Source organism: Streptomyces sp. NPDC051243 (genome assembly GCF_044455405.1).
Classification (GTDB): domain Bacteria; phylum Actinomycetota; class Actinomycetes; order Streptomycetales; family Streptomycetaceae; genus Streptomyces.
In genome coordinates, this window is the sequence record NZ_JBITES010000008.1 from 345,775 (window position 1) to 372,105 (window position 26,331).

Annotated in this window: 17 protein-coding genes and 2 pseudogenes; 7 read left to right on the forward strand and 12 right to left on the reverse strand. The window is 71.2% G+C overall.

What is annotated here, in order from left to right:
* Window positions 1-54: 54 nt before the first annotated feature.
* Together ACIBAG_RS22425 and ACIBAG_RS22430 are read right to left on the reverse strand one after the other, a co-directional pair.
* Window positions 55-1,917, reverse strand: coding sequence for a serine/threonine-protein kinase (locus ACIBAG_RS22425; protein WP_399107268.1), 1,863 nt, complete (start codon window positions 1,915-1,917; stop codon window positions 55-57).
* A gap of 38 nt (window positions 1,918-1,955) precedes the next feature.
* Window positions 1,956-3,623 carry a serine/threonine-protein kinase gene (locus ACIBAG_RS22430; protein ID WP_399107269.1) on the reverse strand — a complete coding sequence of 556 codons (1,668 nt, stop codon included), beginning with the start codon at window positions 3,621-3,623 and terminating at the stop codon, window positions 1,956-1,958.
* On the opposite strand from ACIBAG_RS22430, the pseudogene ACIBAG_RS22435 reads away from it, so the two are divergent.
* A pseudogene (locus ACIBAG_RS22435) lies at window positions 3,528-3,830 on the forward strand (hypothetical protein); the annotation flags it as partial. The gene ACIBAG_RS22430 and the pseudogene ACIBAG_RS22435 overlap by 96 nt on opposite strands.
* Here the strand turns inward: ACIBAG_RS22435 and ACIBAG_RS22440 are convergent.
* The 4 genes and pseudogenes from ACIBAG_RS22440 to ACIBAG_RS22455 all read right to left on the reverse strand — a co-directional run.
* A pseudogene (locus ACIBAG_RS22440) lies at window positions 3,734-4,933 on the reverse strand (serine/threonine-protein kinase); the annotation flags it as partial. The pseudogenes ACIBAG_RS22435 and ACIBAG_RS22440 sit on opposite strands and share 97 nt — an antisense overlap.
* A 94-nt stretch (window positions 4,934-5,027) precedes the next feature.
* Complete coding sequence (locus ACIBAG_RS22445; protein WP_399107371.1) at window positions 5,028-6,722, reverse strand: serine/threonine-protein kinase; 1,695 nt, start codon at window positions 6,720-6,722, stop codon at window positions 5,028-5,030.
* 184 nt (window positions 6,723-6,906) lie between these two features.
* Entirely contained in the window at window positions 6,907-9,789 is a 2,883-nt protein-coding gene (locus ACIBAG_RS22450; protein WP_399107270.1) for a protein kinase, read from the reverse strand.
* Window positions 9,790-9,942: 153 nt separating this feature from the next.
* Window positions 9,943-12,087, reverse strand: coding sequence for a serine/threonine-protein kinase (locus tag ACIBAG_RS22455; RefSeq protein ID WP_399107271.1), 2,145 nt, complete (start codon window positions 12,085-12,087; stop codon window positions 9,943-9,945).
* 195 nt (window positions 12,088-12,282) lie between these two features.
* On the opposite strand from ACIBAG_RS22455, the gene ACIBAG_RS22460 reads away from it, so the two are divergent.
* Entirely contained in the window at window positions 12,283-13,362 is a 1,080-nt protein-coding gene (locus tag ACIBAG_RS22460; RefSeq protein ID WP_399107272.1) for a serine hydrolase domain-containing protein, read from the forward strand.
* Between the two features lie 298 nt (window positions 13,363-13,660).
* Here ACIBAG_RS22460 and ACIBAG_RS22465 read toward each other — a convergent pair whose 3' ends face one another.
* Window positions 13,661-15,367, reverse strand: a complete 1,707-nt coding sequence (locus tag ACIBAG_RS22465) for a glycerol-3-phosphate dehydrogenase/oxidase (RefSeq protein WP_399107273.1) — start codon at window positions 15,365-15,367, stop codon at window positions 13,661-13,663.
* Between the two features lie 262 nt (window positions 15,368-15,629).
* On the opposite strand from ACIBAG_RS22465, the gene ACIBAG_RS22470 reads away from it, so the two are divergent.
* Window positions 15,630-16,838: a nucleotide sugar dehydrogenase gene (locus ACIBAG_RS22470; RefSeq protein WP_399107274.1), complete on the forward strand. Its 1,209-nt coding sequence runs from the start codon at window positions 15,630-15,632 to the stop codon at window positions 16,836-16,838.
* A 671-nt stretch (window positions 16,839-17,509) separates the two neighbouring features.
* Here ACIBAG_RS22470 and ACIBAG_RS22475 read toward each other — a convergent pair.
* The 4 genes from ACIBAG_RS22475 to ACIBAG_RS22490 form a co-directional block, all read right to left on the reverse strand.
* Window positions 17,510-18,634 carry a GuaB3 family IMP dehydrogenase-related protein gene (locus ACIBAG_RS22475; RefSeq protein ID WP_399107275.1) on the reverse strand — a complete coding sequence of 375 codons (1,125 nt, stop codon included), beginning with the start codon at window positions 18,632-18,634 and terminating at the stop codon, window positions 17,510-17,512.
* Window positions 18,635-18,751: 117 nt separating this feature from the next.
* Complete coding sequence (gene guaB, locus ACIBAG_RS22480; RefSeq protein WP_399107276.1) at window positions 18,752-20,254, reverse strand: IMP dehydrogenase; 1,503 nt, start codon at window positions 20,252-20,254, stop codon at window positions 18,752-18,754.
* Between the two features lie 165 nt (window positions 20,255-20,419).
* Complete coding sequence (locus ACIBAG_RS22485) at window positions 20,420-21,007, reverse strand: sigma-70 family RNA polymerase sigma factor (protein ID WP_030946246.1); 588 nt, start codon at window positions 21,005-21,007, stop codon at window positions 20,420-20,422.
* A 321-nt stretch (window positions 21,008-21,328) separates the two neighbouring features.
* Window positions 21,329-21,940, reverse strand: a complete 612-nt coding sequence (locus ACIBAG_RS22490; protein WP_003948568.1) for a response regulator transcription factor — start codon at window positions 21,938-21,940, stop codon at window positions 21,329-21,331.
* A 381-nt stretch (window positions 21,941-22,321) separates the two neighbouring features.
* Between ACIBAG_RS22490 and ACIBAG_RS22495 the strand changes: the two genes are divergently transcribed.
* Entirely contained in the window at window positions 22,322-22,651 is a 330-nt protein-coding gene (locus ACIBAG_RS22495; protein WP_399107277.1) for a WhiB family transcriptional regulator, read from the forward strand.
* A gap of 158 nt (window positions 22,652-22,809) precedes the next feature.
* On the opposite strand, the gene ACIBAG_RS22500 is transcribed toward ACIBAG_RS22495, so the two are convergent.
* Window positions 22,810-23,715, reverse strand: coding sequence for a LysR family transcriptional regulator (locus tag ACIBAG_RS22500; protein WP_399107278.1), 906 nt, complete (start codon window positions 23,713-23,715; stop codon window positions 22,810-22,812).
* A 79-nt stretch (window positions 23,716-23,794) separates the two neighbouring features.
* Here ACIBAG_RS22500 and ACIBAG_RS22505 point away from each other — a divergent pair, with 79 nt between their 5' ends.
* From ACIBAG_RS22505 to ACIBAG_RS22515, 3 genes are all read left to right on the forward strand, one after another.
* A complete protein-coding gene (locus ACIBAG_RS22505; protein ID WP_399107279.1) occupies window positions 23,795-24,463 on the forward strand; it encodes an MOSC domain-containing protein in 669 nt (222 codons plus the stop codon).
* A gap of 123 nt (window positions 24,464-24,586) precedes the next feature.
* Window positions 24,587-25,360 (forward strand): SDR family NAD(P)-dependent oxidoreductase, encoded by a 774-nt coding sequence (locus ACIBAG_RS22510; protein WP_399107280.1) that lies wholly within the window; start codon window positions 24,587-24,589, stop codon window positions 25,358-25,360.
* Between the two features lie 242 nt (window positions 25,361-25,602).
* Window positions 25,603-26,295 carry an ester cyclase gene (locus ACIBAG_RS22515; RefSeq protein WP_399107281.1) on the forward strand — a complete coding sequence of 231 codons (693 nt, stop codon included), beginning with the start codon at window positions 25,603-25,605 and terminating at the stop codon, window positions 26,293-26,295.
* The last annotated feature ends 36 nt before the right edge of the window (window positions 26,296-26,331 follow it).

The following is a 26,331-nucleotide window of genomic DNA, read 5'->3' on the forward strand; positions in this document are numbered from 1 at the left end:
GCAACAAACGCGCTGATCAGGGCGTTGCCGAGTCGGTGCCGAATCGGTGCGGAGTCATCCGATCTCGAGTCGGTCACGGGCGCCCTTGAAGACCGCGGTGCCCTTCTTCTCGTCGGGGGTGCCCTTGGGCATGTCGACGCGGAGTTCGTACATGCGGCTGTCGTCGGTGAGGACGAACAGCTCCAGGGTGCGGGTCAGACTGCCCGAGTCGTCGTAGGTGGTGTCGGCGAGGACGGCGTCGTAGCCCTGGAGGCTGGTGTCGGTGAACTGGGTACTGGCCTTTCCGTACAGCGCCCAGTCCTTCGCGTGCTGCTCCGCCTGGCCCTTCGCGGAAGCCGGCGCCTTGTCCCACTGGGTGAGGCGGACATGGATCTCGCCCTTGGCGTAGATCACGATGCGGGGCTGGTAGCTCGCGGTGCCCTGCCGGGCGAACTCCTTGTAGTCCTTCGGGACCGAGAACACCGCGTTCATGGCCTTCTCGTGGTGCTCGGTCCAGGTGTCGGTGGTGGGGGTGGGGGTGGGGGTTGAGGTCGTGGACGGCCGGGGGGCCAGGGGGGCCGAGGTGTTTGCTGGGTTCATCTCCTTCAGGTCGTCGCCCTTGTCGACGAGGAAGGAGGAGGTGGCGAACCAGGTGCCCGCCACCAGGAGAACACCGAGGACGGCTACGGGCACGGGGCGGAGCAGCCAGGCGCGGCGCCTGGGGTTCGAGGGGGTGGCCGTCGAGGTGGTCGTCGGTTCGGGGGCAGCTTCGGCGGCCGGTACGGGGGGAGCTTCAGGGGTCGGTTCGGATTCGGGCTCTGGCTCTGGCTCGGGCTCGGGTTCGGGTTCGGGCTCCGGCTCGGGTTCGGACTCGGGGGCGGGCTCCGGCGGGGGTTCGGACGCGGGCCTCGGTTCGGGGTCGGGCTCGAGCGCCGGCTCACCCGCCGCTGCCGACGCCGCCCCGCCTCCCAGCCGTACCGTCCCCTCGTCCTCCGCGAACTCCCGCAGTCCAGAGGCGTCCTGGGGCTCCGTGCCGGCCTCTCCCCCGGCGGGCTCCGGCACCGGCCACCCCTCCGACACCGCCTCCAGAACCGCCCCGGCCTCCTCCGCGCCGGGCCGCAGCTCGGGGTCCTTCGCCAGCAGCCGTACGATCAACGGCCCCAGCGGCCCGGCCTGTTTCGGCTCGGGCGGATCGGCGGCGATGATCGCGGCGAGCGTGGACTCCAGAGTCGTACGGCGAAAGGGCGACCAGCCCTCCACGGCGGCGTACAGGAGCACGCCCAGCGACCACAGATCGGAGGCCGGGCCGGCGCCCCGGCCGGACATCCGCTCGGGGGCGATGAACTCCAGGGAGCCGATGAACTCGCCGCTGACGGTGAGGGATTCCTCGCCCTGGATCTGGGCGATGCCGAAGTCGGTGAGGACGACGCGGCGCTGCGGGTGCCCCCGCTTGAGCGAGGTCGAGAGTGAGGGAGGGCCGAGCAGGACGTTGGCGGGCTTGACGTCTCGGTGCACGATGCCGACGTCGTGCGCGGCGCGCAGGGCGCCGAGGACGGCGAGGCCGATGTAGGCGGTCTCGGCGGGACGGAGCGGGCCGCGCTGGAGGACCTCGTGCAGGGATTCGCCGCGGACCAGCTCCATGACGATCCAGGGCAGTCCGTCCTCGACGACGACGTCGTGGATGGAGACGGCGGCCGGATGGTCGACGCGGGCGGCGGCGCGGGCCTCACGGTGGAGCCGGTGGGCGGCGCGCTGATGGGCCGCGTCCTCCGGGTCACCGGGCAACCTCGGCTGTTTGACGGCGACTTCGCGCTCAACCAGTTGGTCGAGCGCCCGCCACACGGTGCCCATGCCGCCGGAGCCGATGCGCTCGACCAGCCGGTAACGCCCGCCGATCACACGCCCCTTGTGGCCGGAGCCTCCCCCGTCGTTGGTCATGTGCCATGCCTACCTTGCGGGGTGGGGACTTGGCCAGTTCAGAGATTGCCGATGTCCACGTTCTCGATCACGGTCCTCGCCACCTCACGTCCGCGGTCGGTGAAGTCGCCCTTGCCCGGATAGCTGATCGTCACCCTGTACATGTCGCCCGTCTTGGTCTTGTAGTAGAAGATCTTCAGCTCATGAGGGCGCGGGTTCTGGCTGTCGGTCGTTTTGTACACGACCGTGTTCTCGGCCGACTGTCTGCCCTGGTACTGGGTCACCTTCGGGTCCGTCTGGGGACCTTCGGGCATGGAGAAGTCGTAGCTGCCCTGTTCCTTGAACTCCTCGTTCTCGGCGTACATCTCGGCCGCGGCGGAGTTCTTGATCTCGTTCGAGGTGTCCTCGGACTTCCTGGTCAGGTTCACGCCGATCCGGATGGCGCCGCTCCAGTCCGAGTAGGTGACCCAGTTCTTGTCGGTGTCGTCGGCGTCCGGCTTGCCGACCTGGTAGGTGGCGGGCACCTGCAGTGTCACACCCAGCCTCGGGTGCGCCCGTTCCGTCCAGCCGTCGGGCAGGGGCCCCGCGAACGGATCCGCGATCACCAGATACGCCGCCACCGCGCCCGCGACGACCGCCGTACCGATCCCGAGCAGCGCCTTGCGGCCGAGCCGGACACCGCCCTTGCCGCCGTCCTCGGCGATCCGCACGACCTGGGTGGCGACCGGCTCCGGCGGGTTGGCCGCCTGTTCCAGCAGCGCACGCGTCTGCGCGGCGTTCGGGCGGCGTGCCGGGTCCTTCTGGAGCAGGCCGTTGATGGCCTCGGCGAGCGGGCCCTGCGCGGCGGCGGGCGGCGCGGGCACGGCGTTCAGGACCGACTGGAGCGTGGCGGGGGTGTTGGTGCGGCGGAACGGGGAGACCCCCTCCGTCGCCGCGTACAGGACGACGCCCAGCGACCACAGGTCGCTCGCGGGTCCCGGCCGCTGGCCCAGCACCCGCTCGGGCGCGATGTACTCGGGCGAGCCGACGAAGCCGCCGGTGTCGGTGAGGTTGGTCTCGCCCTCGATCTGGGCGATGCCGAAGTCGGTGAGGACGACCCGGTCATGGCGGCCGAGGAGGACGTTGTCCGGCTTCACGTCGCGGTGCAGGATGCCCGCCGCGTGGGCGGCCTCCAGCGCACCGAGCACCTCCAGGCCGATTCTCGCCGCTTCACGGGCCCCGAGCGTGCCCTCCTGCAGGGCGTTGCCCAGCGAACGGCCCTGCACCAGCTCCATCACGATCCACGGCCGGTCGTCCACGACGGCCACGTCATGCACGTTCACGACCGCCGGATGATCGAGTCTGGCCGCCGCGCGTGCCTCGCGGCGCATCCGCTCAAAGGCGTTGGCACGTTCGCGTTCGGGAAGATGATCAGGTACGCGGGGCTCCTTGACGGCGACCTCGCGGTCCACCGTCTCGTCCTTCGCCCGCCAGACCGTGCCCATGCCACCGTGCCCGAGCTTGGCGAGCAGCCGGTAGCGGCCGGCTATCAGGCGACCGGTGCCGGGGTCCGGGTCCGGGTCCGGGGGCTGGGAGGGCGTGCCCTGCTGAGGTAGTACGACCTGGGTGGGGGCCGCGTACGGGTTGCCGGGATGCGGCACGGGTGCCGGCGGGTTCGGCTGCGGTGGTTGCAGGCCAAAACTCGTCGGCTCGTCGGACCGGTAAGGGGCTCCCCCGTTGCTGCTCATGCGTCCATCCATATCGCGGCAAGCGCTTCGGCAGCCAGCGGCAACGCTTTCCGGTCACAGAGCCGTGACTCAGGCCGCAACTTATCTCCGCTTTATCCAGGGTTGGCGGGCGTGGGGGTGGGGGTGGAGGTGGAGGTGAGCGTCGGGGTGGGTGTCGGGCGTCGGCTGGGCGAGGCGGATGGGGATGGGGATGGGGATGGGGATGGGGATGGGGATGGGGATGGGCAAGGGGAAGGGGAAGGGGAAGGGGAAGGGGAGGCGCTGGAAGGGCGGGCCGTACCGGAGGAAGTCCCCGGTGACGCCGAACTCGTCGGCACGACACCCCCGTCCCCACCCCCGTTCATCAGCAGAGCCGCCGCCGACACCCCCGCCACCGCCATCGCGGCGACCAGCACCGCGGTGGCCAGCATGCTGCGCGGCGAGTACTGCCGCTCCGCCCTGCCGAACCGTTTCGGCACAGGCGTCCGAAGGGGCACGCCCCCCGACTCCAGGAACTCCCGCAGCATCCGCTCGGCCTCGGCCGCCTCCAGCCGCCGCCCCGGATCGCGCTCCAACAGCCCCTGAACGACGGGCAGTATCGGCGCCGCCTGCGCGGGCGGCCGTATATCGTCCGAGACCACGGCGAGCACGATGCCGCTCAACGAGTCGCGCCGGAACGGCGATTCACCGCTCAGCGCCTCGCACAGCAACGCGCCCAGCGACCACAGATCGGAGGCGGGCCCGGTCCTGGCCCCGGACATCCGCTCGGGCGCGGTGTACTCGGGCGAGCCGACGAAGGCCCCGGACTCGGTGAGCGTGCTGGCGCCCGGCACATGGGCGATGCCGAAGTCGGTGAGGACGACCCGGTCGGTGCCGTTCTCGATGAGCACGTTGTCCGGTTTGATGTCGCGGTGCAGCACCCCGGCCGCGTGGGCCGTGCGCAGCGCGCTCAGCAGATCGACGCCGATCCGGGCGGCCTCCCGCGCGTCGACGGGCCCGCGTGTCGCGATCCGGTCGGCGAGGGAGACGCCGTCGATCAACTCCATGACGATGTACGGGCGTTCGTCGTCCTCCACGACATCGTGCACGACCATGACATGCGGGTGGCTGAGCTGCGCGACCGCCTGTGCCTCGCGGAACGTGCGCTCGCGCTGGCGCCGGGCGTCGGCCGCGGTGAGCGTCTCGTCGAGGGGCAGCTCCTTGACGGCCACCCGCCGTCCGAGCAACTGGTCTGTCGCCCGCCACACGACGCCCATGCCGCCGCGACCGAGCCTCGCCTCGAGGCGGTAACGCCCCGCGATCACACGGAAGTTGGCCCCCTCGGTCCCCATGCGCCCCATCATGCCGCGCCGGACTGATCGACTCCGGGGCGCCGATCGGCCAACTTTGCAAACCGGCAAAGGCTCCGCAACGCGGCAAAGGGCGTCAGGAACCGCTCGCCTGCCAGCCCTTCAGCACCGCCGTGAACTGCTCGCGCGTTTCGGTCCAGTCCGACGCGGGCGAGGACATGTAGATCGCGTACTCCGTGCCGTCCCGGTCGATGTACGCCTGGTCGATGGCGCGCCGCGGCCCGGCGACGTAGGGCTCGTCCTTGGCGAGCGCGTTCCACGTGTACTCCCACAGGGAGCCCTCGCGGTCACGGTAGAGGTTCTTCTCCAGGGACACCGTCTTGTAGTCGACCAGCTTCCGCCCTACCTGGTACTCCAGGTCGCGCTGGTGGTCGTAGGCGTTCGCGAACTGGGGCGAGGTGTCGACGGCGATGCGGATGAAGTGCACGCCGCCGTCGGGTGTGTAGTCGACCTGCTGGAGGCCGTCGAACTCCTTGCCGACCACCTCCCGCTTCCAGTTCTTGCCGGGCAGATAGAGGCTGAAGCCGAGCGGGTCCTCGACGCGGACCCAGGAGGCGGGCACGCCGCCCTGGGGCCTTTCGTCGTCCGTCGCCGAGGGACTCGGGGACGGCGTGGTCGTCGAGCCGGACGCGCCGGGACTGCCCGGCCCCCACTGCTGCAGCACGACCGCGGTGCCTCCGCCGACGATCGCGGCGAGCGCGACGACGAGGGCGAGCATGCGCAGCCGACGACGCTTGGACGGCCGGGCGGGGGCGGCGCCGGCGCCCGTCATGTCGAACGGCCGCCCGAACGTCGTGGGACCGGTCATCGGGGGATACGGCGTGCCCGTCGGCGTCGCCTGCCCGGTGTGCGCCGTCGTTCCGATCGGCGTGGCGCCGGCGTACTCGGGCCCGGTGTGGGTCTCCGCCTCGTACCGGGTGTGCTGCGTCGGCACGAACGCCTGCGCCGCGGTCGGGCTGCGCCCCTCCGCCGCCTCGGCGAGCATCTGCTCCGCCTCGGCCGCGCCGGGCCGGATGGCCGGATCCTTGCGCAGCAGGGCGGTGATCACGGGCCCGAGCGGGCCGGCGTGCCGCGGCTCGGCGACGTCCTCCTCGACCACCGCCTGCATGGTGCTGAGCGGCGAGGTGCGGCGGAACGGCGAGCGGCCCTCCACCGCCGTGTACAGCGTCGCACCGAGCGCCCACAGGTCGGAGGCGGGGCCCGGGTCGTGGCCGCGGACCCGCTCGGGGGCGAGATAGTCGACCGAGCCGACGACCTCTCCGGTGCGGGTGATGGTGGTGTCGCCCTCGATCTGGGCGATGCCGAAGTCGGTCAGCAGGACCCGGCCGTCCTCGGAGAGCAGGACGTTGCCGGGCTTGACGTCGCGGTGCAGGACGCCGGCGGAGTGCGCGGCGCGCAGCGCCCGCAGCACCCACAGGCCGATGCGGGCGGCCTCGGCCGGCTCGACCCGGCCGCGCTCCTTGACCGCGTCGGCCAGCGAGTAGCCCTCCACCAGCTCCATCACGATCCACGGCCGCCCGTCGTGCTCCAGCACGTCATGCACGGTGACCACGGCGGAGTGGTTGATCCGCGCGGCGGCGCGCGCCTCGGCTCGGGTACGGGCGAGCAGCCGCTCCTGGTCGCTCTCGGAGACGTAGAGCGCGGCGGTCAGCTCCTTGATCGCGACGGCCCGGTGCAGCACCTCGTCGTGGGCACGCCAGACCCGGCCCATACCGCCGCTGCCGATCGCGTCGGCGAGCCGGTAGCGCCCCGAAACGAGCTGGCCCTGCATCTGATCCACGTCGCCCCGCAATGCTCTTGACAGGGTCAGACTAAGGACCGGCTGACGGGACCGGAACCACGGGGGTGCCAAGGAGACCGCACTGTGATGGTTGTCGCTTTCGGCATACGGACGCAACCGTCACGCAGGGTTCACCGGCCGAGCCGGCGGGTGACGCTGAATCCGTTGCCCGGGATCAGCCCGTGACCTGGTACGTCACCGAGGCCTGCTCGAACAGCCGCGTCACCTCGTCCCGCTCGGCCTCCGGCCCCCGCAGCTGCACCACGTGGTACCGCCCGTCGATCAGGATCGCGAGGTTGCGCACGAACAGCTCGCGCCCCTGGTCGTCGGTCCAGGTGAACTGCCCCTCGGCCATGACCCGCTCGCCGACCTGGATGGTCTTGAGTCCGCTGGAGGAGGCCCAGCTGGAGTCGCGGTACGGCTGCAGCTCCCGCTCGTGCTCGCGCTGGTAGACCATCGGGTCGCTGCCGTACTCGTCGGCGGTGTCCCGTCCGGGTACGACGATGAGGTCGAAGTCGCCGTGCGCGTACACCACCTGTCCGCGCCCGTTCTCCGGCGTGCGGTTCCACCCGTTGGCGACGGCGACCTGGAACCCGGCCGCGTCCTCGCGCAGGGTGAAACCGTCGGGAACCTCGGGGCCGCCCGCCTGGGTCTCGGTGGAACCGGCCGACTGCGAGGGGCTGTTGCCGGAGTCGGGGGAGGTCTGGTCGGGCCGTGGCTCGCTGCTCGCGTCGGCGGACTGCTCGGGCGCCGCCGGATCGGCCTGGCCCGCGGCGCCGGTGCGATCGGCGTCGGCCGTGGCGCCGTTGCCCTGGTCGGCCTTCGGCATGAACAGCATGGCGTACGCGATCGCCGCCGCCATGCCCAGCAGGACGAGCAACAGCAGCGTACGGCCGAGCCGCCGCGGCGAACGCGCCTCCTGCTTGGCCCGCTTGTGCCGCCCGTGATGCGCGGGCAGCCCCGCCCGCCGCCGGCGCACCAGCTCGCCCCGCCGCCGCACGATCGGCAGCCGGTTGGGGTCGGCCGGCGGGACGGCGACGACATGCGCACCGGCTTCCGGCTCGGGCGCGGACCGCACGAGGGACCGCAGCCAGCCCCTCAACTCCTCGAAGTCGAGCCGTTCGGTGGGGTCCTGACGCAGCAACGACTCCACGACCGGCCGCAGCGGCCCGCACTCCTCGGCGAAGGCGGGCGGCTCCGCGCACACCAGCTGCACCAGCTCGGCCGTCGACTCCTCCGGATACGGCGCGTGTCCCTGCACGGCCCGGAAGAGCAGCGCCCCGAGCGCCCACAGGTCGGTCGCGGGCCCGATGGGCGCGGCCAACTGCCAGTTCTCGTGCACGGGTCCGGCCTGCTCGGGCGCCCACCGCTCGGTCACCGGCCCGACGACAGCCATACGCGCCTGCCGGGCCCGCTCGGCGGCGAGCGCCGTGGTGGGGCCGCGGTGGGTGGGGGTACGGGAGACGAGGTCGTCCCAGCGGGCTGGGGCGTGGGGGGAGTTGGGGGACTCAGGGGCGGGTGGCTGTGCGCCCGGGGTGGCCGAGACGGCCGGATTGGTGGCGGCGGGGGCGGGGAACCCCGGGGTGTTGGAGCCCAATGCGCTGGGGGCGGAACCGGTGGCTCCGGGCCCGGAGCCCGCAGCTCCGTGAGTGAAGCCCTGCGCGGGGACACCGCCCAGGCCCGGGGCGCCGCCCAAGCCGGGGGCGCCGCCCAAGCCGGGCTGGGCAGTCGGGCCCGTCGGCGGAAGTGCCGTACGGCGGTCACGGTCCTCGTCCGTCTGCGCACCGCCGACCGCCCCGCTTCGGGGCGCGGCGCCGTGCCAGGGCGTGGCCTGCACGCCGTACGGGTCGGCGATCTGACCCGGTGGCGTGGCGACGCCGTTGCCGGAGGGGTACGGCTGCTGCGCCGATCCGTTGGTCAGGGCGGCGGGGCCGCCTTCGGGCGCCGATCGGGCCCCGGGCAGCGCCGGCCGTCCGTTCTGCTGTGACTCCTGTACGCGGGCCGCCGCACGGGCCCCCGCCCGATACGCGGCGATCGCTCCGGCCCGCGCGGCCCTGATGTCCCCACCGGTCTCCAGGGTGCCGCGCGGTGCCGCACCAGCTCCCCCGGCCCGTTGGCCCGCATCGGCCCCGGGCACCGGCAGCCCGCCGGCAGCCCGTGCCTCGATCGCGGCACGCCGGGCAGCCTCGGGATCCGCGCCAGCACCGGTTCCGCCACCGGCACCGGGACCACCACCAGCACCGAGTCCACCGGCCCCGCTGAGGGCACCGGAACCGCCGCCCGCACCCTCACCCCCGAATCGGCCGGAACCACCCGGGCCACCCGGGCCACCCGCGCCGCCGAACCCGCCGCCCGACGCCGGGTCGGCGCCGAACGCCCCCGCCTCGCCGTCGCCGTCCTCGACCGGCACCGGGTCATAGCCGCACAGCGCCTCCTCCGCGGCACCGACCGCGAGCCCGGTCAGCATCACCCGGCCGTCGTCGCAGACCAGGACCGTGCGCGCGGTGATGTTCCGGTGGACCCAGCCATGGGCGTGCAGCACCCGCAGCGCCATGAGGACGTCGGAGGCGACCTCGGCCGCCCGGTAGGGAGTCAACGGTTTCTCGGCGAGCAGCGCGGCCAGCGGACGCGCGGCCACCAACTCGCTCACTATCCACAGCGACCCGCCGTCGGCGAACACGTCGAAGACCTGGTCCAGCCGCGGATGGTCGGGGATCCGCGCCGCGGCCTGCGCCGCCTCCACCGCCCGCCGCACGGCGGGATCGCTCGGCCGGCGCGTACTCGAACGCCCCGCAGACCGTCGCCCGGCCCCGCGGTTCCTGGTGTCCCGTGCGGTGAACCCGTCGGGCAGCCCCTCGGCGTCGAGCACCTCCGCCTCGACGACCTCCGGCAACGGCACCTGCCGGACCAGGACTTCCTGACCGCTGTAGGTGTCGAAGGCCCGGCTCTCGGTGAGTTCGTACTCGTCGGAAGGCGGCAACGGCAGGCGGTAGCGGTCGGCGAGAACCCGACCCGCATAGTCGTCCACGTTGCCTCCCCCGGCCGCCCGGTTGGTCATTCCCGCTCGCCCTGCGTCGCATTCCGGGCGCACGACTGGATGCGTTCGGTCCGCAATCATTCACGATACGTGCCGGAGGCAACCCGCAAAGAGGGGTTGCCGTATCTGACGGCTCAAACCCGGCCGTGGCACCCGAACCGAGACACGCTCACTTCACGACTTCGGCTGGAACGAATCCGCCAGCGTCCGCCATGTCCCCTTGCGCAGATCACTGTCCCAGTTCGCACTCTTCGCGGTGTACATCAACGCATATCCGAGTTGGTCGTTCACGACGAACCCCCGGTCGATCGTGCGGTACTTCGTGCCGCCCTCGACATAGGTGAACTCCCAGTCGGCCGTGTTCCAACCGCGGTAGTCCACCGCCGCTATCCGGATCCTCTTGTACTGGGAGCGCTCCATGTACCCTTCCTGGTTCTCCCAGTCCGCCACCGGGTCGTCCTGCGGCGTGGTCGTCCAGGCGACGAGCAGCTTCTGTCCGTCGGGCCCGGTGAACCGGTCGCCCGCCGACCCCGTGGACTGGTACTTCCATCCCGTGGGCAGACCGATCGAGTACCCCTGGCTCCCCTTGTGGGTCGACGTGACCGCGCCGTCGCTCCCGGATCCCGCCTCGGCCCCACTCCCACCGGTCGCGCTCGGCGTACTCCCGGCCCCGGAACCGGACCCCTTCCCCGGGGTCGCGGACGCGGACGCGGCACCGTCCGTGTGCGTACCGCCCTTGTCATCCTGCTTGGTGTCGGCCTTCGCGCTCGCACTGGCCGAAGCCTTGGCGGCCCCGCCGCCCTTCGCCGACGCCTTCGAGTCGCCGTCGTCACCGAAGACGAGGGCCAGCACCACGCCGATCACGGCGACCGCCACGACCACCGCGATGATCACCAGCGTCCGCTTCGGCACCACATCGGTCAGCGGCGCCCTCGGCACGGGCCGCGGCGGCAGATCCGGCGGCGTCATCACGGGCCAGCCCGAACTCCGCCCCTCACTCTGCCCGTTGGCCGCCTTCCCGTCCCGCGCACCGACACCGGCACCGCCGCCGGAGCTGACGGCACTGGCACTGGCAGCAGAACCGGCAGCCGACTTGGACCCGGCAACGGACGGCCCGCCGGAAGTCCCGGCCCCCGCCGACGCCTTGCCGCCTCCCACTCCTGTGGCCGACCCACCGGCCGCGCCCCCGCGACCCTGCGCGCCGGTCTCCGGAACAGCCGTCTCACTCCCGGACTTGCTCCCGGACTTGGCACGAGCCGCGGCCGCCCCGGACGCCCCCGCGCCCACGGCGGCCTTCCGCACGGACCGCAGCGCCCCGAGCAACCGCTCCCCGGCCTCCTCGCCCCGCTTGGCCCCGGACCCGGAACGCCCCTTGTCCTCGGGCGCATCGGGCTGCGGCGGCAACGGCACGACCTTCGTCGCGTCCACCGGCTCCGGCTCGTCCTTGGGCTCGGGCGCATGGATGACGGCGTTGAGCATCGCCCGCGCACCGGCGTCGTCGAGCCGCTTGGCGGGGTCCTTGGTGAGCAGGCCGTAGATGACGTCCTTGAGCGGTCCCGCGTTCTTCGGCTCCTCCATCGGCTCGGTCATCACCGCCGTGAGCGTGGCGATCGCGGAGCCCTTGTCGTACGGCGGCACACCCTCGACCGCCGCGTACAACAGCCCGCCCAGCGACCAGAGGTCGGCCGCCGGGCCCGGCTTGTGGCCGCGGGCCCGCTCCGGGGAGATGTAGGAGGGCGCGCCGACGAGCATGCCGGTCGAGGTGATGGACGGGTCGCCCTCGACCTGGGCGATGCCGAAGTCGGTGAGCACGACGCGGTCGGTGTCGGATTCCAGCAGGACGTTCGACGGCTTCACGTCACGGTGCAGGATGCCCTCGCGATGCGCGGAGCGCAGCACGTCGAGGATGGCCAGACCGACCTCGGCCGCCCGCTTGGGCTCCAGAAGGCCGTCCTCACGAATGACCTCGGCGAGCGACTTGCCCTCGACGAGCTCCATCACGATCCAGGGCCGGTCGTCCTCCTCGACGACATCGAACACCGTCACCGCGCTGTTGTTGCGGATCCGGGCGATCGCCTTGGCCTCACGCAACGTGCGTGTGATCAGCCGCCGCTTCTCCTCCTCGTCGATGTTCGACGGGAACCGCAGTTCCTTGACGGCGACCGTCCGCCCCAGGGTCTCGTCCTCGGCACGCCACACCGTGCCCATGCCGCCCCGGCCGAGCACGCCGCCCAGCCGGTACCGCCCCGCGAGGAGACGCTCGCGGTTGTCCTGACGAGTGTCCTGACGAGATGTCCCCGCCCGCTCCGCCTCCGACATGCGTCCCCTCATACAACCCGCCCTGACAGAGGCTCCATTGTCTCTCACCCGACAAGTGCCCCACGCCCAGGGTGCCCCTCGTACCGCGACACCGCCGCACGGCCCGAACCGCCCGCCCCCGGCGCACCCGAGCCCCGCTGAATCGCACGTTCCACTAACCGGCATGATGGGCCCCGGCAAGGGAAGGAACCCGCAATGGCACGACCGGCGAGGCCGCTGTTCCGGACACTACTGGGCGTTTGCGTCTCCCTGTCCCTGCTCGGCCTGGTGTCCACCGCGCTCCTCGGTCTGGCCCCGATGGCCTCGTCGGCCCCCGCGACACGGGCGACGAGCGCCCTGCTCCCGCTACTCCTCACCCGGGGCAAGGCCCCCGACGCGGCCCTGCTGGCCCGCGAGGAGACCGGCACCCGCTACGCCCAGGCCGGACAGGGCATCGCCGTCACCGACCACTTCCGCGCCGGCAGCATCACGAAGAGCTTCATCGCGACCGTCGTCCTGCAACTCGCCGCCGAAGGCCGGCTGTCCCTCGCCGACACGGTGGAGCGGCATCTGCCGGGGCTGGTGCGGGGGGCGGCAAACGACGGGCGCGCGCTGACCCTCCGTTCCCTGCTGACCCACACCAGTGGCCTGTACGACTTCACCGCCGATACCGGAGGCACCGTCCCCGTCACACCGCTTCAGGCCGTACGCATCGCACTCACCCACCCCCCTGCCGAACACGGCGGATATTCCTACTCGAACACCAACTACGTCCTGCTCGGCCTGGTCATCGAGCAGGTCACCGGCCGCTCCTACGCCACCGAGGCCGAGCACCGCATCATCGCTCCACTGGGCCTGACCGGCACCTCCTTCCCTGGGTCCCGCACCGCTCTTCCCTTCCCGCACGGCCGCGCCTACGCCACCGACGGAACCGACGTCACCGATCTCGACCCGCGGGTGGCCGGCGCCGCGGGCGAGCTGGTGACCACGCTCGCCGACCTCGACCGCTTCTACTCCGCGCTGCTCGGCGGCCGGCTGCTGCCCTCGCACTGGCTGCGCGAGATGCTCGACGCCCGTACCGCACACGGCTCGTACGGCATGGGGCTCATTCCCGTGAAGTTGCCGTGCGGCACCGTCGTCTGGGGGCACAACGGGCGCATTTCCGGCAGCTACGTGCGCTCCGCGGCCACCGTCGGCGGTCGTCGTGTCCTGACCTTCCGGGTGAACACGACGGCGATCGCAGACCCCGGTCTCGAACCCCGGCTGCTCGCCGCCGAGTTCTGCCCTCGCACCTGATAAACGGCCGGGGTTCGAGCAGAGATCCCACCTTGCGCCACCCGTTCGAGTGACGTTCCGTCGCCCCGGCCGGACCGGCTCACGCGACCGATCCGCGCGCGCCGTGGCACCGCATCCCGGCCCACCGCAGCGAGGGGCGCTACGGCGACGCACCACAACCCGGCCCACCGCAACAAACGGCGCTACGGCGACGCACCACAACCCGGCCCACCGCAACAAACGGCGCTACGGCGACGCACCACAACCCGGCCCACCGCAACAAACGGTGCTACGGCGACGCACCGCCACCGGCGGCGCGCTACAGCGGCACGATGTCCGGCGCCCCCAACCGCGCCGCGTCCGCCGTCAGGTCGTCCGGCTGCCGCTGCGACTCCCGCTCGGCCTCCACCCGCTTCTCGTAGTGCTGAACCTCGCGCTCGATCTGGTCCTTGTCCCAGCCCAGCACCGGCGCCATCAGCTCGGCCGCCTCGCGGGCGCACCGGGTTCCCCGGTCGAACGTCTCGATCGAGATGCGCGTCCGTCGCGTCAGCACGTCGTCCAGGTGCCGCGCCCCTTCGTGCGAGGCGGCGTACACGATCTCGGCGCGCAGATAGTCGTCGGCGGAGTGCAGCGGCTCGCCCAGTCCGGGATCGGCGGCGATGAGTTCGAGCACCTCCTCGGCGAGCGACCCGTACCGGTTCAACAGGTGCTCCACTCGCACGACATGAATCCCCGTCCGCACCGCGGTCCGCGCCCGGGCGTTCCACAACGCGCGGTATCCCTCGGCGCCCAGCAGCGGGATGTCCTCCGTCACGCACTCGGCGACCCGCATGTCGAGCCCGTGCACCGCGGCGTCCACCGCGTCCTTGGCCATCACCCGGTACGTCGTGTACTTGCCGCCGGCCACGACGACGAGCCCGGGCACGGGGTGTGCCACGGTGTGCTCGCGCGACAGCTTGCTGGTGGCGTCCGACTCGCCCGCGAGCAGGGGCCGCAGCCCGGCGTACACGCCCTCCACGTCGTCGCGGGTCAGCGGCACCGCGAGCACCGAGTTCACGTGTTCCAGCAGGTAGTCGATGTCGGCGCTGGACGCGGCCGGGTGGGCCTTGTCGAGGTCCCAGTCGGTGTCGGTCGTGCCGACGATCCAGTGCCGGCCCCAGGGGATGACGAACAGCACGGACTTCTCGGTGCGCAGGATCAGGCCCGTCGTGGAGTGGATGCGGTCCTTGGGGACGACCAGGTGGATGCCCTTGGAGGCGCGCACGTGGAACTGCCCGCGCTCACCCACCATCGACTGGGTGTCGTCGGTCCACACACCGGTCGCGTTGACGATCTGCTTGGCGCGGATCTCGTACTCCCCGCCCGCCTCGACGTCCTGCACCCGAGCGCCGACGACCCGCTCGCCCTCGCGCAGGAACCCGGTCACCCGCGCACGGTTCGCCGCTTTCGCGCCGTAGGCCGCCGCCGTACGGACGAGGGTGGCCACATAGCGGGCGTCGTCCATCTGTGCGTCGTAGTACTGCAGGGCGCCGACCAGCGCGTCCTTCTTCAGGGCGGGGGCGACCCGCAGGGCGTGACGGCGGCTCAGGTGGCGGTGCAGGGGCAGGCCGCGGCCGTGGGTGCGGGCCATGGACATGACGTCGTAGAGCAGGACACCGCAGCCCGCGTAGAGGCGCTCCCAGCCCTTGTACTGCAGCGGGTACAGGAAGGGAACCGGCTTCACCAGATGCGGAGCCAGCCGCTCCACCAGCAGCCCGCGCTCCTTCAGCGCCTCCCGCACGAGCGCGAAGTCGAGCATCTCCAGATAGCGCAGGCCGCCGTGGATCAGTTTGCTGGACCTGCTGGACGTGCCCGAAGCCCAGTCACGGGCCTCGACCAGGCCGGTGGACAGTCCGCGGGTCACCGCGTCGAGGGCGGTGCCCGCGCCCACGACGCCGCCGCCCACGACCAGTAGGTCCAGCTCGCGCTCGGCCATTGCCGCCAGTGACTCGGCGCGCTCCACCGGCCCCAGTGTCGCTGTCCTCACCGCTGCCTCCCGCTCATCGGTCGGTCAGGCCGCACCCGTCGGGCGTAGCCCGGTTCGTACCCCCCATGCCCAAATTCTGACCGGCTTGCCCGACTTCAGCCACCACTCGCCCTCAGCCTGTGGACAACACTCAAGAAAACGCGATCATTCAATCCCGCAAATCGGTCATATTTACTCCTAGTCTGACATTGCGCCCCCTCGTTCTGTCCACAGGGCTTGCGCACCTGCATCACTTCGGTTATTGGGAAGGACGGCCCACGCCATGCCCGCAGATCTCGCCGTCATCGGACTGGGCCCGTACGGCCTGCCGCTGGCCAAGGCCGCCGTCGCCGCCGGCATCCACACGCTCGGCTACCGGATCGGATCCGAGGCCGCCTCCCTCAGCCCCGCCGAACTGCGCCGGATGCTCTCGGGGGGCTTCCGGCACGCCACCAACCCCGCCGAGCTCGGCCGCGTGCGCACCGCCGTCATCTGCCCGCCGACCCCGCGCGGCGCGGACGGCGGCCTCGACCTGAGCCGGCTGGAGACCGCCGCCCGCAGCCTGGCCGCGCAGCTGCGCCCGCACACCACCGTCATCCTGGAGTCGCCCGTACCGCCGGGCACCACCGAGAACGTCCTGCGCCCGCTCCTCGAAGACGGCTCGGGGCTGCGCGCGGGCCGCGACTTCCACCTGGCCTACTCCCCCAGCCGCGTCGACCCCGGCAACCGCCACTTCACGCCCGCCAACACCCCCAAGGTGATCGGCGGCCTCACCCCCGCGTGCACCGAGTCGGCCGCCGCCTTCTACGGCCGTCTCACCGACAAGGTGGTACGCGCGCGTGGCCTGCGCGAGGCGGAGACCGTGCAGGTCCTCGAGACCAACTTCCGGCACGTCAACATCGCCCTCGTCAACGAAATGGCCGTCCTCTGCCACGACTTGGGCGTCGACTTCTGGGACGTCATCCGCTGCGCGGAGACCAAGCCGTTCGGCTTCCAGGCCTTCCGCCCCGGCCCCGGCGTCGGCGGCCACGCCGTCCCGCAGGACCTCACCGGCCCGGCCGGGCGCACCCTGCGCATGGTCGAACTGGCTGAGCAGGTCAACAGCCAGATGCCGCGCTACGTCGTCCAGCGCGCCGCCGCCCTCCTCAACGAGCACGGCAAGTCCGTGCGCGCCGCCCGCATCCTCCTCCTCGGCGTCACCTACAAGCCCGATCTCGCCGACCAGCAGTCCACACCCGCCCACGAGGTCGCGATCCGCCTGCTGGAGCTGGGCGCCTGCATCAGCTTCCACGACCCGTACGTCCCGTCCTGGAGCGTCCTGGACCGGCCGGTGCCGCGCGCGGACGCGCTGTACGAGGCTGTGGCGGAGGCCGATCTGACGATTCTGCTTCAGCAGCATCGGACGTATGACTTGCAGGGGCTGTCGGTGAAGGCGCAGCTGTTGCTGGATACGCGGGGGGCGGCGCCTACGGGGGCGGCGCATCGGTTGTGATGGGGGGCGCGTGGGGTGCGTGAGCCGCCGGGGTTGGTGGCGTGGGGGATGCTGCGCCGGTACCGTGTGGAGAGGTGGGGCCCACGCAGCCGGTAATGCAGTACTGCGGAGGCTCCCGGGCGATTCACGGAATGTCCACCCCTAGTTGCTGTAGGGGTGGCCGCTCGCCACTGAAAGGGTGGAGCCCACCGCAGGGGGCACTGCAGCGGGCTCCTGGCCGTTAAGCAGAGTGTCCACCCCTAGTTCTCATAGGGGTGGCCGCTCAGCGGCCGTAAATCCACAAGATGCACCTCCTCCGGAACTTCACCAGCCGAAGCCAAGTGCGATCCCAGCGGGTGGGCTTGCGGTGACGGCCCATGGGCGCGCCCCCTTCCACGATGCCGCCCATATGCCCGGTAGGCGGTCCGTCTGGAGCTCGGGCCGGGCCCCGAGGGCCGGAGTCCGGAACATCTCCTTGGAAGGGGGCGCCCCAGAGAGCTTGGGTCGCCGATCAAGGACACTACCGCCCCCTACGCCCGTTCAGCCCACATTCGCCCCAAACGCAACCACGCGCCCCCGCCCAGCCCCACTTGGGCACACAAAAGGGCGGGCCGGTCACCCCACCCGGGGTGACCGGCCCTTCCCTGACGTCTGACGCCTGACGCGACGAAAACGGCGTAACCGCGTAACGCCTACCGCGTGTGCTGCGAATCCGCCACCGCAACCTCGACCCGCTGGAACTCCTTCAGCTCGCTGTACCCGGTCGTGGCCATGGCCCGCCGCAGCGCCCCGAAGAAGTTCATCGAGCCGTCCGGCGTGTGCGACGGCCCCGTCAGCACCTCCTCGATGGTGCCGACCGTGCCCAGGTGCACCTTCTTGCCGCGCGGCAGCTCCTCGTTCACGGCCTCCATGCCCCAGTGGTGGCCCCGGCCCGGCGCGTCCGTGGCACGCGCGAGCGGCGAGCCCATCATCACGGCGTCCGCACCGCAGGCGATCGCCTTGGGCAGGTCGCCGGACCAGCCGACTCCACCGTCCGCGATCACGTGCACGTACCGGCCACCGGACTCGTCCATGTAGTCCCGGCGGGCCGCCGCGACGTCCGCGACCGCCGTGGCCATCGGCACCCGGATGCCGAGCACGTTGCGCGTGGTGTGCGCGGCGCCGCCGCCGAAGCCGACGAGCACGCCCGCGGCACCCGTCCGCATCAGGTGCAGGGCCGCCGTGTACGTGGCGCAGCCGCCGACGATCACCGGGACGTCGAGCTCGTAGATGAACTGCTTCAGGTTCAGCGGCTCGTGCGAGGACGAGACGTGCTCCGCCGAGACCGTCGTGCCGCGGATGACGAAGATGTCCACGCCCGCGTCGACGACCGCCTTGGAGAACTGGGCCGTGCGCTGCGGGGAGAGCGCGGCGGCCGTGACCACGCCCGAGTCGCGCACCTCCTTGATGCGCTGCCCGATCAGCTCCTCCTTGATCGGAGCGGCGTAGATCTCCTGGAGACGGCGCGTCGCGGCCTCCGTGGGCAGCTCGGCGATCTCGTCGAGCAGCGGCTGCGGGTCCTCGTACCGCGTCCACAGGCCCTCGAGGTTCAGCACGCCGAGGCCGCCGAGCTCGCCGATGCGGATCGCGGTGGCCGGGGAGACGACCGAGTCCATGGGGGCGGCCAGGAAGGGCAGCTCGAAGCGGTAGGCGTCGATCTGCCAGGCGATCGAGACCTCCTTCGGGTCCCGCGTACGGCGGCTGGGGACGACGGCGATGTCGTCGAAGGCGTACGCCCGGCGGCCGCGCTTGCCGCGCCCGATCTCGATCTCAGTCACGTCTGTGGCCTTTCCCTGATGCGTTTCAGCGTCTTCCAGTATCGCCGACGGGTACGACAAGGGCGGCCCCGGTGCTTCCGGGACCGCCCTTGATCAAGCCTCACGCGCGCGTGCGCCTCACTTACGGCTGTAGTTCGGCGCCTCGACCGTCATCTGGATGTCGTGCGGGTGGCTCTCCTTGAGGCCCGCCGAGGTGATCCGGACGAAGCGGCCCTTGGACTCCATCTCGTCGATGGTGGCCGCGCCCACGTAGCCCATGGTCTGGCGCAGACCGCCGACGAGCTGGTGCAGGACGTTGGCCAGCGGGCCGCGGTAGGGCACCTGGCCCTCGACGCCCTCGGGCACGAGCTTGTCGTCGGAGGAGACCTCACCCTGGAAGTAGCGGTCCTTCGAGTACGACTTGGCCTGGCCGCGGGACTGCATGGCGCCCAGCGAGCCCATGCCGCGGTACGACTTGAACTGCTTGCCGTTGATGAAGAGCAGCTCGCCCGGCGACTCCTCGCAGCCCGCGAGCAGGCTGCCCAGCATGACGGTGTCGGCGCCGGCGGCCAGCGCCTTGCCGATGTCGCCGGAGTACTGCAGACCGCCGTCGCCGATCAGCGGGATGCCCGCCGGACGGGCGGCGAGGGAGGCCTCGTAGATGGCGGTGACCTGCGGGACGCCGATGCCGGCGACCACACGGGTCGTACAGATGGAACCGGGGCCCACACCGACCTTGATGCCGTCGACACCGGCGTCGATGAGGGCCTGCGCGCCGTCGCGCGTGGCGACGTTGCCGCCGATCACGTCGACGGAGACGCTGGACTTGATCTTCGCCATCCAGCTGAGGGCGTTGCTGTTGTGACCGTGCGAGGTGTCGACGACCAGGAAGTCCACACCGGCCTCGGCGAGCGCCTGGGCGCGCTCCAGGGCCTCGGGGCTGGCGCCCACGGCGGCGCCGACGAGCAGGCGGCCCTCGGAGTCCTTGGCGGCGTTCGGGTACTTCTCCGCCTTGACGAAGTCCTTGACGGTGATCAGGCCCTTGAGGACGCCCGCCTCGTCGACCAGGGGAAGCTTCTCGATCTTGTGGCGGCGCAGCAGCTCCATGGCGTCACTGCCGGAGATGCCGACCTTGCCGGTGACCAGCGGCATCGGCGTCATGACCTCGCGCACCTGGCGGCTGCGGTCGGTCTCGAAGGCCATGTCGCGGTTGGTCACGATGCCCAGCAGCTTGCCGGCCGGGTCGGTGACGGGGACACCGCTGATCCGGAACTTGGCGCACAGGGCGTCGGCCTCGGCGAGCGTCGCCTCGGGGTGCACCGTGATGGGGTCCGTGACCATGCCGGACTCGGACCGCTTGACCAGGTCGACCTGGTTGACCTGGTCCTCGACGGAGAGGTTGCGGTGCAGCACGCCGACGCCGCCCAGCCGGGCCATCGCGATCGCCATGCGGGACTCGGTCACCTTGTCCATCGCCGCCGAGAGGAGCGGGATGTTGACCCGGACGTTGCGGGAGATTCGGGACGAGGTGTCGACCGCGTTGGGGAGCACCTCGGATGCGCCCGGCAGCAGCAGCACGTCGTCGTAGGTCAGCCCGAGTGTCGCGAATTTACCGGGCACTCCGTCGACGTTGGCAGTCATGACACCTTCCCCAAATGGCCTTGATCGGTGCGGATGTCCATGCTAACGGGAAGCACAGCCAGCAAATTCCACGGTTCTGCATGGCTTGCGGCTTCGTATGTTCGTACGGAATCGAAGAGAAGCCTGTTCATTTGGGGGCGCACTCAAGGGAGTACTGCGCGAGCACTACTGCTCGGCCAGCGCTCGCAGCCTGCTCAGCGCCCTGTGCTGGGCCACCCGGACCGCGCCGGGTGACATTCCCAACATCTGACCCGTCTCCTCCGCGGTCAAGCCCACCGCGATCCTCAGCAGCAACAGCTCCCGCTGGTTCTCGGGCAGGTTGGCCAGCAGCTTCTTGGCCCATTCGGCGTCGCTGCTCAGCAGCGCGCGCTCCTCCGGGCCGAGGGAGTCGTCCGGGCGCTCCGGCATCTCGTCCGACGGAACCGCCGTGGACCCCGGGTGCCGCATCGCGGCCCGCTGCAGGTCGGCCACCTTGTGGGCGGCGATGGCGAAGACGAACGCCTCGAAGGGCCGGCCGGTGTCCTTGTAGCGCGGCAGCGCGAGCAGGACGGCGACGCAGACCTCCTGGGCGAGGTCCTCGACGAAGTGCCGGGCGTCGCCCGGCAGGCGGGACAGGCGGGTGCGGCAGTAGCGCAGCGCCAGGGGGTGGACATGCGCGAGCAGATCGTGCGTGGCCTGCTCGTCCCCGTCCACGGCGCGATGGACGAGTGCACCGATCGCCCCTGCGGCTTTGGCCGCCTCGTCGTCGCGCATCGGTCCATGGTGCCTTGCGGCCGTACGGTCCGTGGCATCGCGCCCGATGTTGTGCACCGAAGCGTTATGAGCAGGTGCGCCGGCACTCATCCCCTGCGCCCTCCCCTTCCGCTCGACCGACTCGTCCCCGAGAGACTCCACACCTCAAGGATGCGGCATCCGCGCCGAAACGAGCAGCGGGCACCGACAGCACCTGTTGACAGGCCTCGCAGCCGCGCCCCGATAGGGGCGCGGGGCTGCATCGATGTGCGACTACCGTCGCGCGGGCGCGACCAGCCACGAACGGCCCGCACCGAAGCGACGGCCCGGGCGCCGGGCTCTTTAACGAACCAGACCCCACCGGAAGCCGAGCGCCACCGCGTGTGCCCGGTCCGACGCACCGAGCTTCTTGAACAACCGCCGGGCATGCGTCTTCACAGTGTCCTCGGAGAGGAACAGCTCGCGACCGATCTCGGCGTTCGAGCGCCCGTGGCTCATGCCCTCCAGCACCTGGATCTCACGAGCCGTGAGCGTCGGCGCCGCACCCATCTCGGCGGACCGCAGCCGCCGCGGGGCCAGCCGCCAGGTCGGGTCGGCAAGGGCCTGCGTGACGGTCGCTCGCAACTCCGCTCGCGATGCGTCCTTGTGAAGGTAGCCCCGCGCGCCCGCGGCGACCGCGAGGGCCACGCCGTCCAGGTCCTCGGCGACGGTGAGCATGATGATGCGCGCACCGGGGTCGGCGGACAGCAGCCGCCGCACGGTCTCGACGCCGCCCAGACCGGGCATGCGTACGTCCATCAGAATCAGGTCCGAGCGGTCGGCGCCCCAGCGGCGGAGGACTTCCTCGCCGTTGGCCGCCGTCGTCACGCGCTCGACGCCGGGCACGGTCGCGACCGCGCGGCGGAGCGCCTCTCGGGCAAGCGGGGAGTCGTCGCAGACGAGGACGGATGTCATGGCCGCCCTCCGCAGCTGATGCACGTCACCTTGAGCCTCCAGGCTGGTACGAAATCGTCACCTGTGCGGTCGACGCCCTCGGACGCCTGCCCGAGCGCTTGTTACTTCAACCGCCTCCGCCCTCTCAACGACGGTCACTCGAAAGAGTTACGGGGCCATATGCCGTCTTCGGCACTCTACGTGAGGGGGCGGACACGGTGCAGACATGAAGGGCGGACCCACAACGTTTCATCACAACCCATGCCCCATTCAGCCCTTTTTCTTCCCGTTTCTTGGCGTTTGGGGCTAGATTCGCAATGAGTCATATTTTCATCTCCTTAGATCGTAGATGTACGGTCGTGGACACCGTATCCGCCAAGAACGGCTACAAGGGGTCACGCAATGGCAGATTTCTCCCGCCTTCCCGGACCGAACGCGGACCTGTGGGACTGGCAGCTCCTGGCCGCCTGTCGCGGGGTGGACAGCTCGCTCTTCTTTCATCCGGAGGGTGAGCGCGGTGCGGCTCGGAGTGCTCGCGAGAACTCGGCCAAGGAGGTCTGCATGAGGTGCCCGGTGCGCGCGCAGTGCGCGGCGCATGCGCTGGCGGTGCGCGAACCGTACGGCGTTTGGGGCGGCTTGACCGAGGACGAGCGCGAAGAGCTCATGGGGCGGGCGCGCAACCGGCTGGTCTCGGCGTCGACGACCAGCTGCGAGACCGGCCCGAACAGCTGAAGGAACGTTTCTGCAACCAGGGCACGCGCACGCGTGCCCTTCTCTTCGTCACACGCTTCCGACTCTCCGTCACGCGCGCGTGGCCTTCTCTCCGCCTTTTGACCACGCGTTGCCGCCCCTTCCCCACGCCGGCGTGGCCTTCTCTCGGCGCTGCCCGGCTATCGCGCGGCGGCCCGCGCCAGTTGCTCCAGCGTCGCCGCCACGGCCGGCACCTGTGCCAGGTCGGGCAGGGTGAGCGCGACGATCTCCCGCCGGACCGCCGGTTCCAGCGTCACCATGCGTGCCCCTCGCGGCCGTACGGACTCGACGGCGAGCTGGGGCAGGACGGCCACGCCCAGGCCGGCGCCCACCAGGCCCACGACCGCCGGATAGTCGTCCGTGGCGAAGTCGATACGGGGCGTGAAGCCGGCGCCCTCGCACACCTCGATCAACTGGCCCCGGCAGCGTGGGCACCCGGCGATCCACGGCTCGGCGGCGAGCTCGCCGATGGCGATGGCACCCGAGGGTGCGGTGCGGGCGAGCCGGTGGCGTTCGGGGACGAGGGCCACGAGCCGGTCGGTCAGCAGCGGGCGTACGACGAGGTCGTCCCACTCCTCTTCCTGGGCCGCACCCTCGTACCGGAAGGCGAGGGCCACGTCGCAGTCGCCCTCGCGCAGCAGTTCGACGGACTGTGGGGGCTCGGCCTCCTCCAGGGAGACGCGGGTGCCGGGGTGTGCGGCGCGCAGGGCGGCGAGGGCGGTCGGGACCAGGGTGGAGCTGCCGCTGGGGAAGGAGACGAGGCGGACCCGCCCGGCGCGCAGCCCGGCGATGGCGGCGACCTCCTCCTCGGCGGCGGTGAGCCCCGCCAGGATTCCGGCGGCGTGCCGGACCAGCGCCTCGCCGGCCTGGGTCAGCCGCATCTCCCGGCCGCTGCGGATGAGCAGGGGTGTGCCGACGGACGCCTCCAGGGCCTTCATCTGCTGGCTGACGGCGGGCTGGGTGCAGCCCAGTTCGCGCCCCGCCGCGGAGAAGGAACCGGTGGCGGCGACGGCGCGCAGCACACGGAGATGTCGGGCCTCGATCACAGCCTGAGCATAAGCGAACCTTGGACATGTCGCCGAATAGCGCATGGACGCTTTGACACCGGTCGCTTACCGTGCGGCTATGAAGCTTCTGTCTGTGAACCTGGGTCGCCGGAAGTACGTGCCGTACACGGACCACCCGGAAGGCGTGACCGGGATAGACAAGCGCCCCGTGGAGGGGCCGGTGCGGATCGCGGCGCCCGGGCCCAAGGGGATCGGGGCGAGCGGGGTGGCCGGGGACGAGGTGTGCAGCACGCTCCATCACGGCGGCGACGACCAGGCGGTGTACGCGGTGGCGCGTGAGGACCTCGACGACTGGGAGCGCGAGCTGGGGCGGCCGCTGGCGAACGGCGGGTTCGGCGAGAACCTCACGACGGAGGGCGTGGACGTCTCCAACGCGCTGATCGGCGAACGCTGGCGGATCGGTGCCGAGGTGGTGCTGGAGGTCACCTGCGGGCGGATTCCCTGTCGCACCTTCCAGGGCCACCTGGGTGAGCGGCAGTGGGTGAAGCGGTTCACCGCGAAGGGGGCGCCGGGTGCGTATCTGCGCGTGATCGAGCCGGGGGAGGTCCGGGCGGGCGACGCTCTGGAGATCGTCCACCGCCCGGATCACGACGTGACGGTGGCGCTGCAGTTCCGGGCGGTCACGACGGAGCGGACGCTGCTGCCGCGGCTGCTGGCGGCGGGGGGCGCGTTGCATCCGGAGTCGTTGGAGGCGGCTCGTGAGTACGCGGCGAAGTACGGGGGCTGACGAGCAGTCAGTCCGGGGACATGACGGGTGCTCATGTCAGAGGTGTCTTCGCCGGGGCTTCACTGATCGGCGGGGCCTGCGCAGTAAGCGGATGCTCCCGGTCCGGGTCACTAATCTTGCGCCATGACAACGGCATTGATTACGGGATCGACCGCGGGCATCGGCGCCGCGTTCGCGCGGCGGCTGGCGGCTGACGGGCACGACCTCGTCCTGGTGGCCCGGGACACCAAGCGGCTGCGGGAGCAGGCGACCGAGCTGCACGACCGGCACGGCATCGAGGCGGAGGTCCTGACGGCCGACCTCGCGGAGGACACCGGCATCGAGACCGTCGCCACCCGCCTCGGCGACCGCCGCAACCCCGTCGACCTGCTGATCAACAACGCCGGTTTCGGCAACAAGGGCCGCTATCTCGAGGTGCCCATGGCCGACGAGCTGAAGATGCTCAAGGTGCACTGCGAGGCGGTTCTGCGGCTGACGTCGGCCGCGACCGAGGCGATGCGGGAGCGCGGTCGGGGCGGTGTCGTGAACGTGGCCTCCGTGGCCGCCTTCGTGCCGCGCGGGACGTACGGCGCGTCCAAGGCGTGGGTCGTGCAGTTCAGCCAGGGGGCGGCACGTGACCTGGCCGGGACCGGGGTGCGGTTGATGGCGCTGTGCCCGGGGTTCGTGCGGACCGAGTTCCATGAGCGGGCCGGGATGGGGACGGACAACATCCCCGGGTGGATGTGGCTCGACGCGGACAAGCTGGTGGCGGCGGCGCTCGACGACCTGGCGCGCGGGAAGGCCGTGTCGATTCCGGATCCCCGGTACAAGGCGTTGATGGGGCTGGTGAAAGTGGTGCCGAGGGGGCTGCTCGGGGGGATCAGTTCCAAGACGGGGCGGAAGTACGGGCCGCAGTGAGCCGCCGCGCGATGCGATTCGGCCGCGCGCAGGCAGCGAGGGTTCTCAACTCGCTGCCGCAGCGGGGTGGTTCAAGGGGCGCGAAACGCGGCGTACCCGTCCCGGGCAGGCCGGGCGCTGCACCGGCGCCCGCCTGACCCGGCTGGGTTTGGGCGCCGTAGCCCCAACAGGCACGGTGTCCCTCCCGCGAGCACAATGGTGCTGTCCGGCCGCACCCAGGAAAGCCGGGAGGCGACGACGTCATGACCTTCGTGCAGCTCATCGATTGCAGGACCAGCCGCTTCGACGAGATGAACCGGCTGATGGACAGGTGGGTCGAGCAGACCAAAGGCAAGCGGACCGCGACGCACGACATCATCGGGAAGGACCGGTCCGACTCGGCGCACTTCATCGAGATCGTGGAGTTTCCGTCGTACGAGGAGGCGATGCGGAACTCCAACCTGCCCGAGACCAACCGGATCTTCGAGGAGATGGTCGCGCTCTGTGACGAGACGCCGACCTTCACCGATCTCGACGTCGTGCGGGACGAGCAGCTGAACATCCTGGCCGCGCAGGCCTTCTTCAGGGACATGGGCAGGATGGAGCCGGATCGGATCGGCGAGCACCTCACGGACGACTACGTGGATCACGATCCGTCGTATCCGCGGCCCGTGCAGGGCATCGACGGGGTGCGCGAGCAGTACGCGGGGTGGCGCAACGCCTTCGACTTCACGTTCCGGATCGACGATCAGCTGGCCCAGGGCGACCAGGTGTGCACGCGGTGGAACTGGACCGCACGGCACAAGGGCGAGTTCCTCGGGATTCCGGCGACCGGACAGGACGTGACCATGCAGGGCATGACCTGGCAGCGGTTCCGGGACGGGAAGATCTGCGAGAGCCACTGGCTCTACGACCGGGCGGGGCTGCTGGAGCAGCTGGGGGTACTCGGTCAGTGACGCCCGCGAAGGGAGAAGCCCCCCGCTGACAGCAGC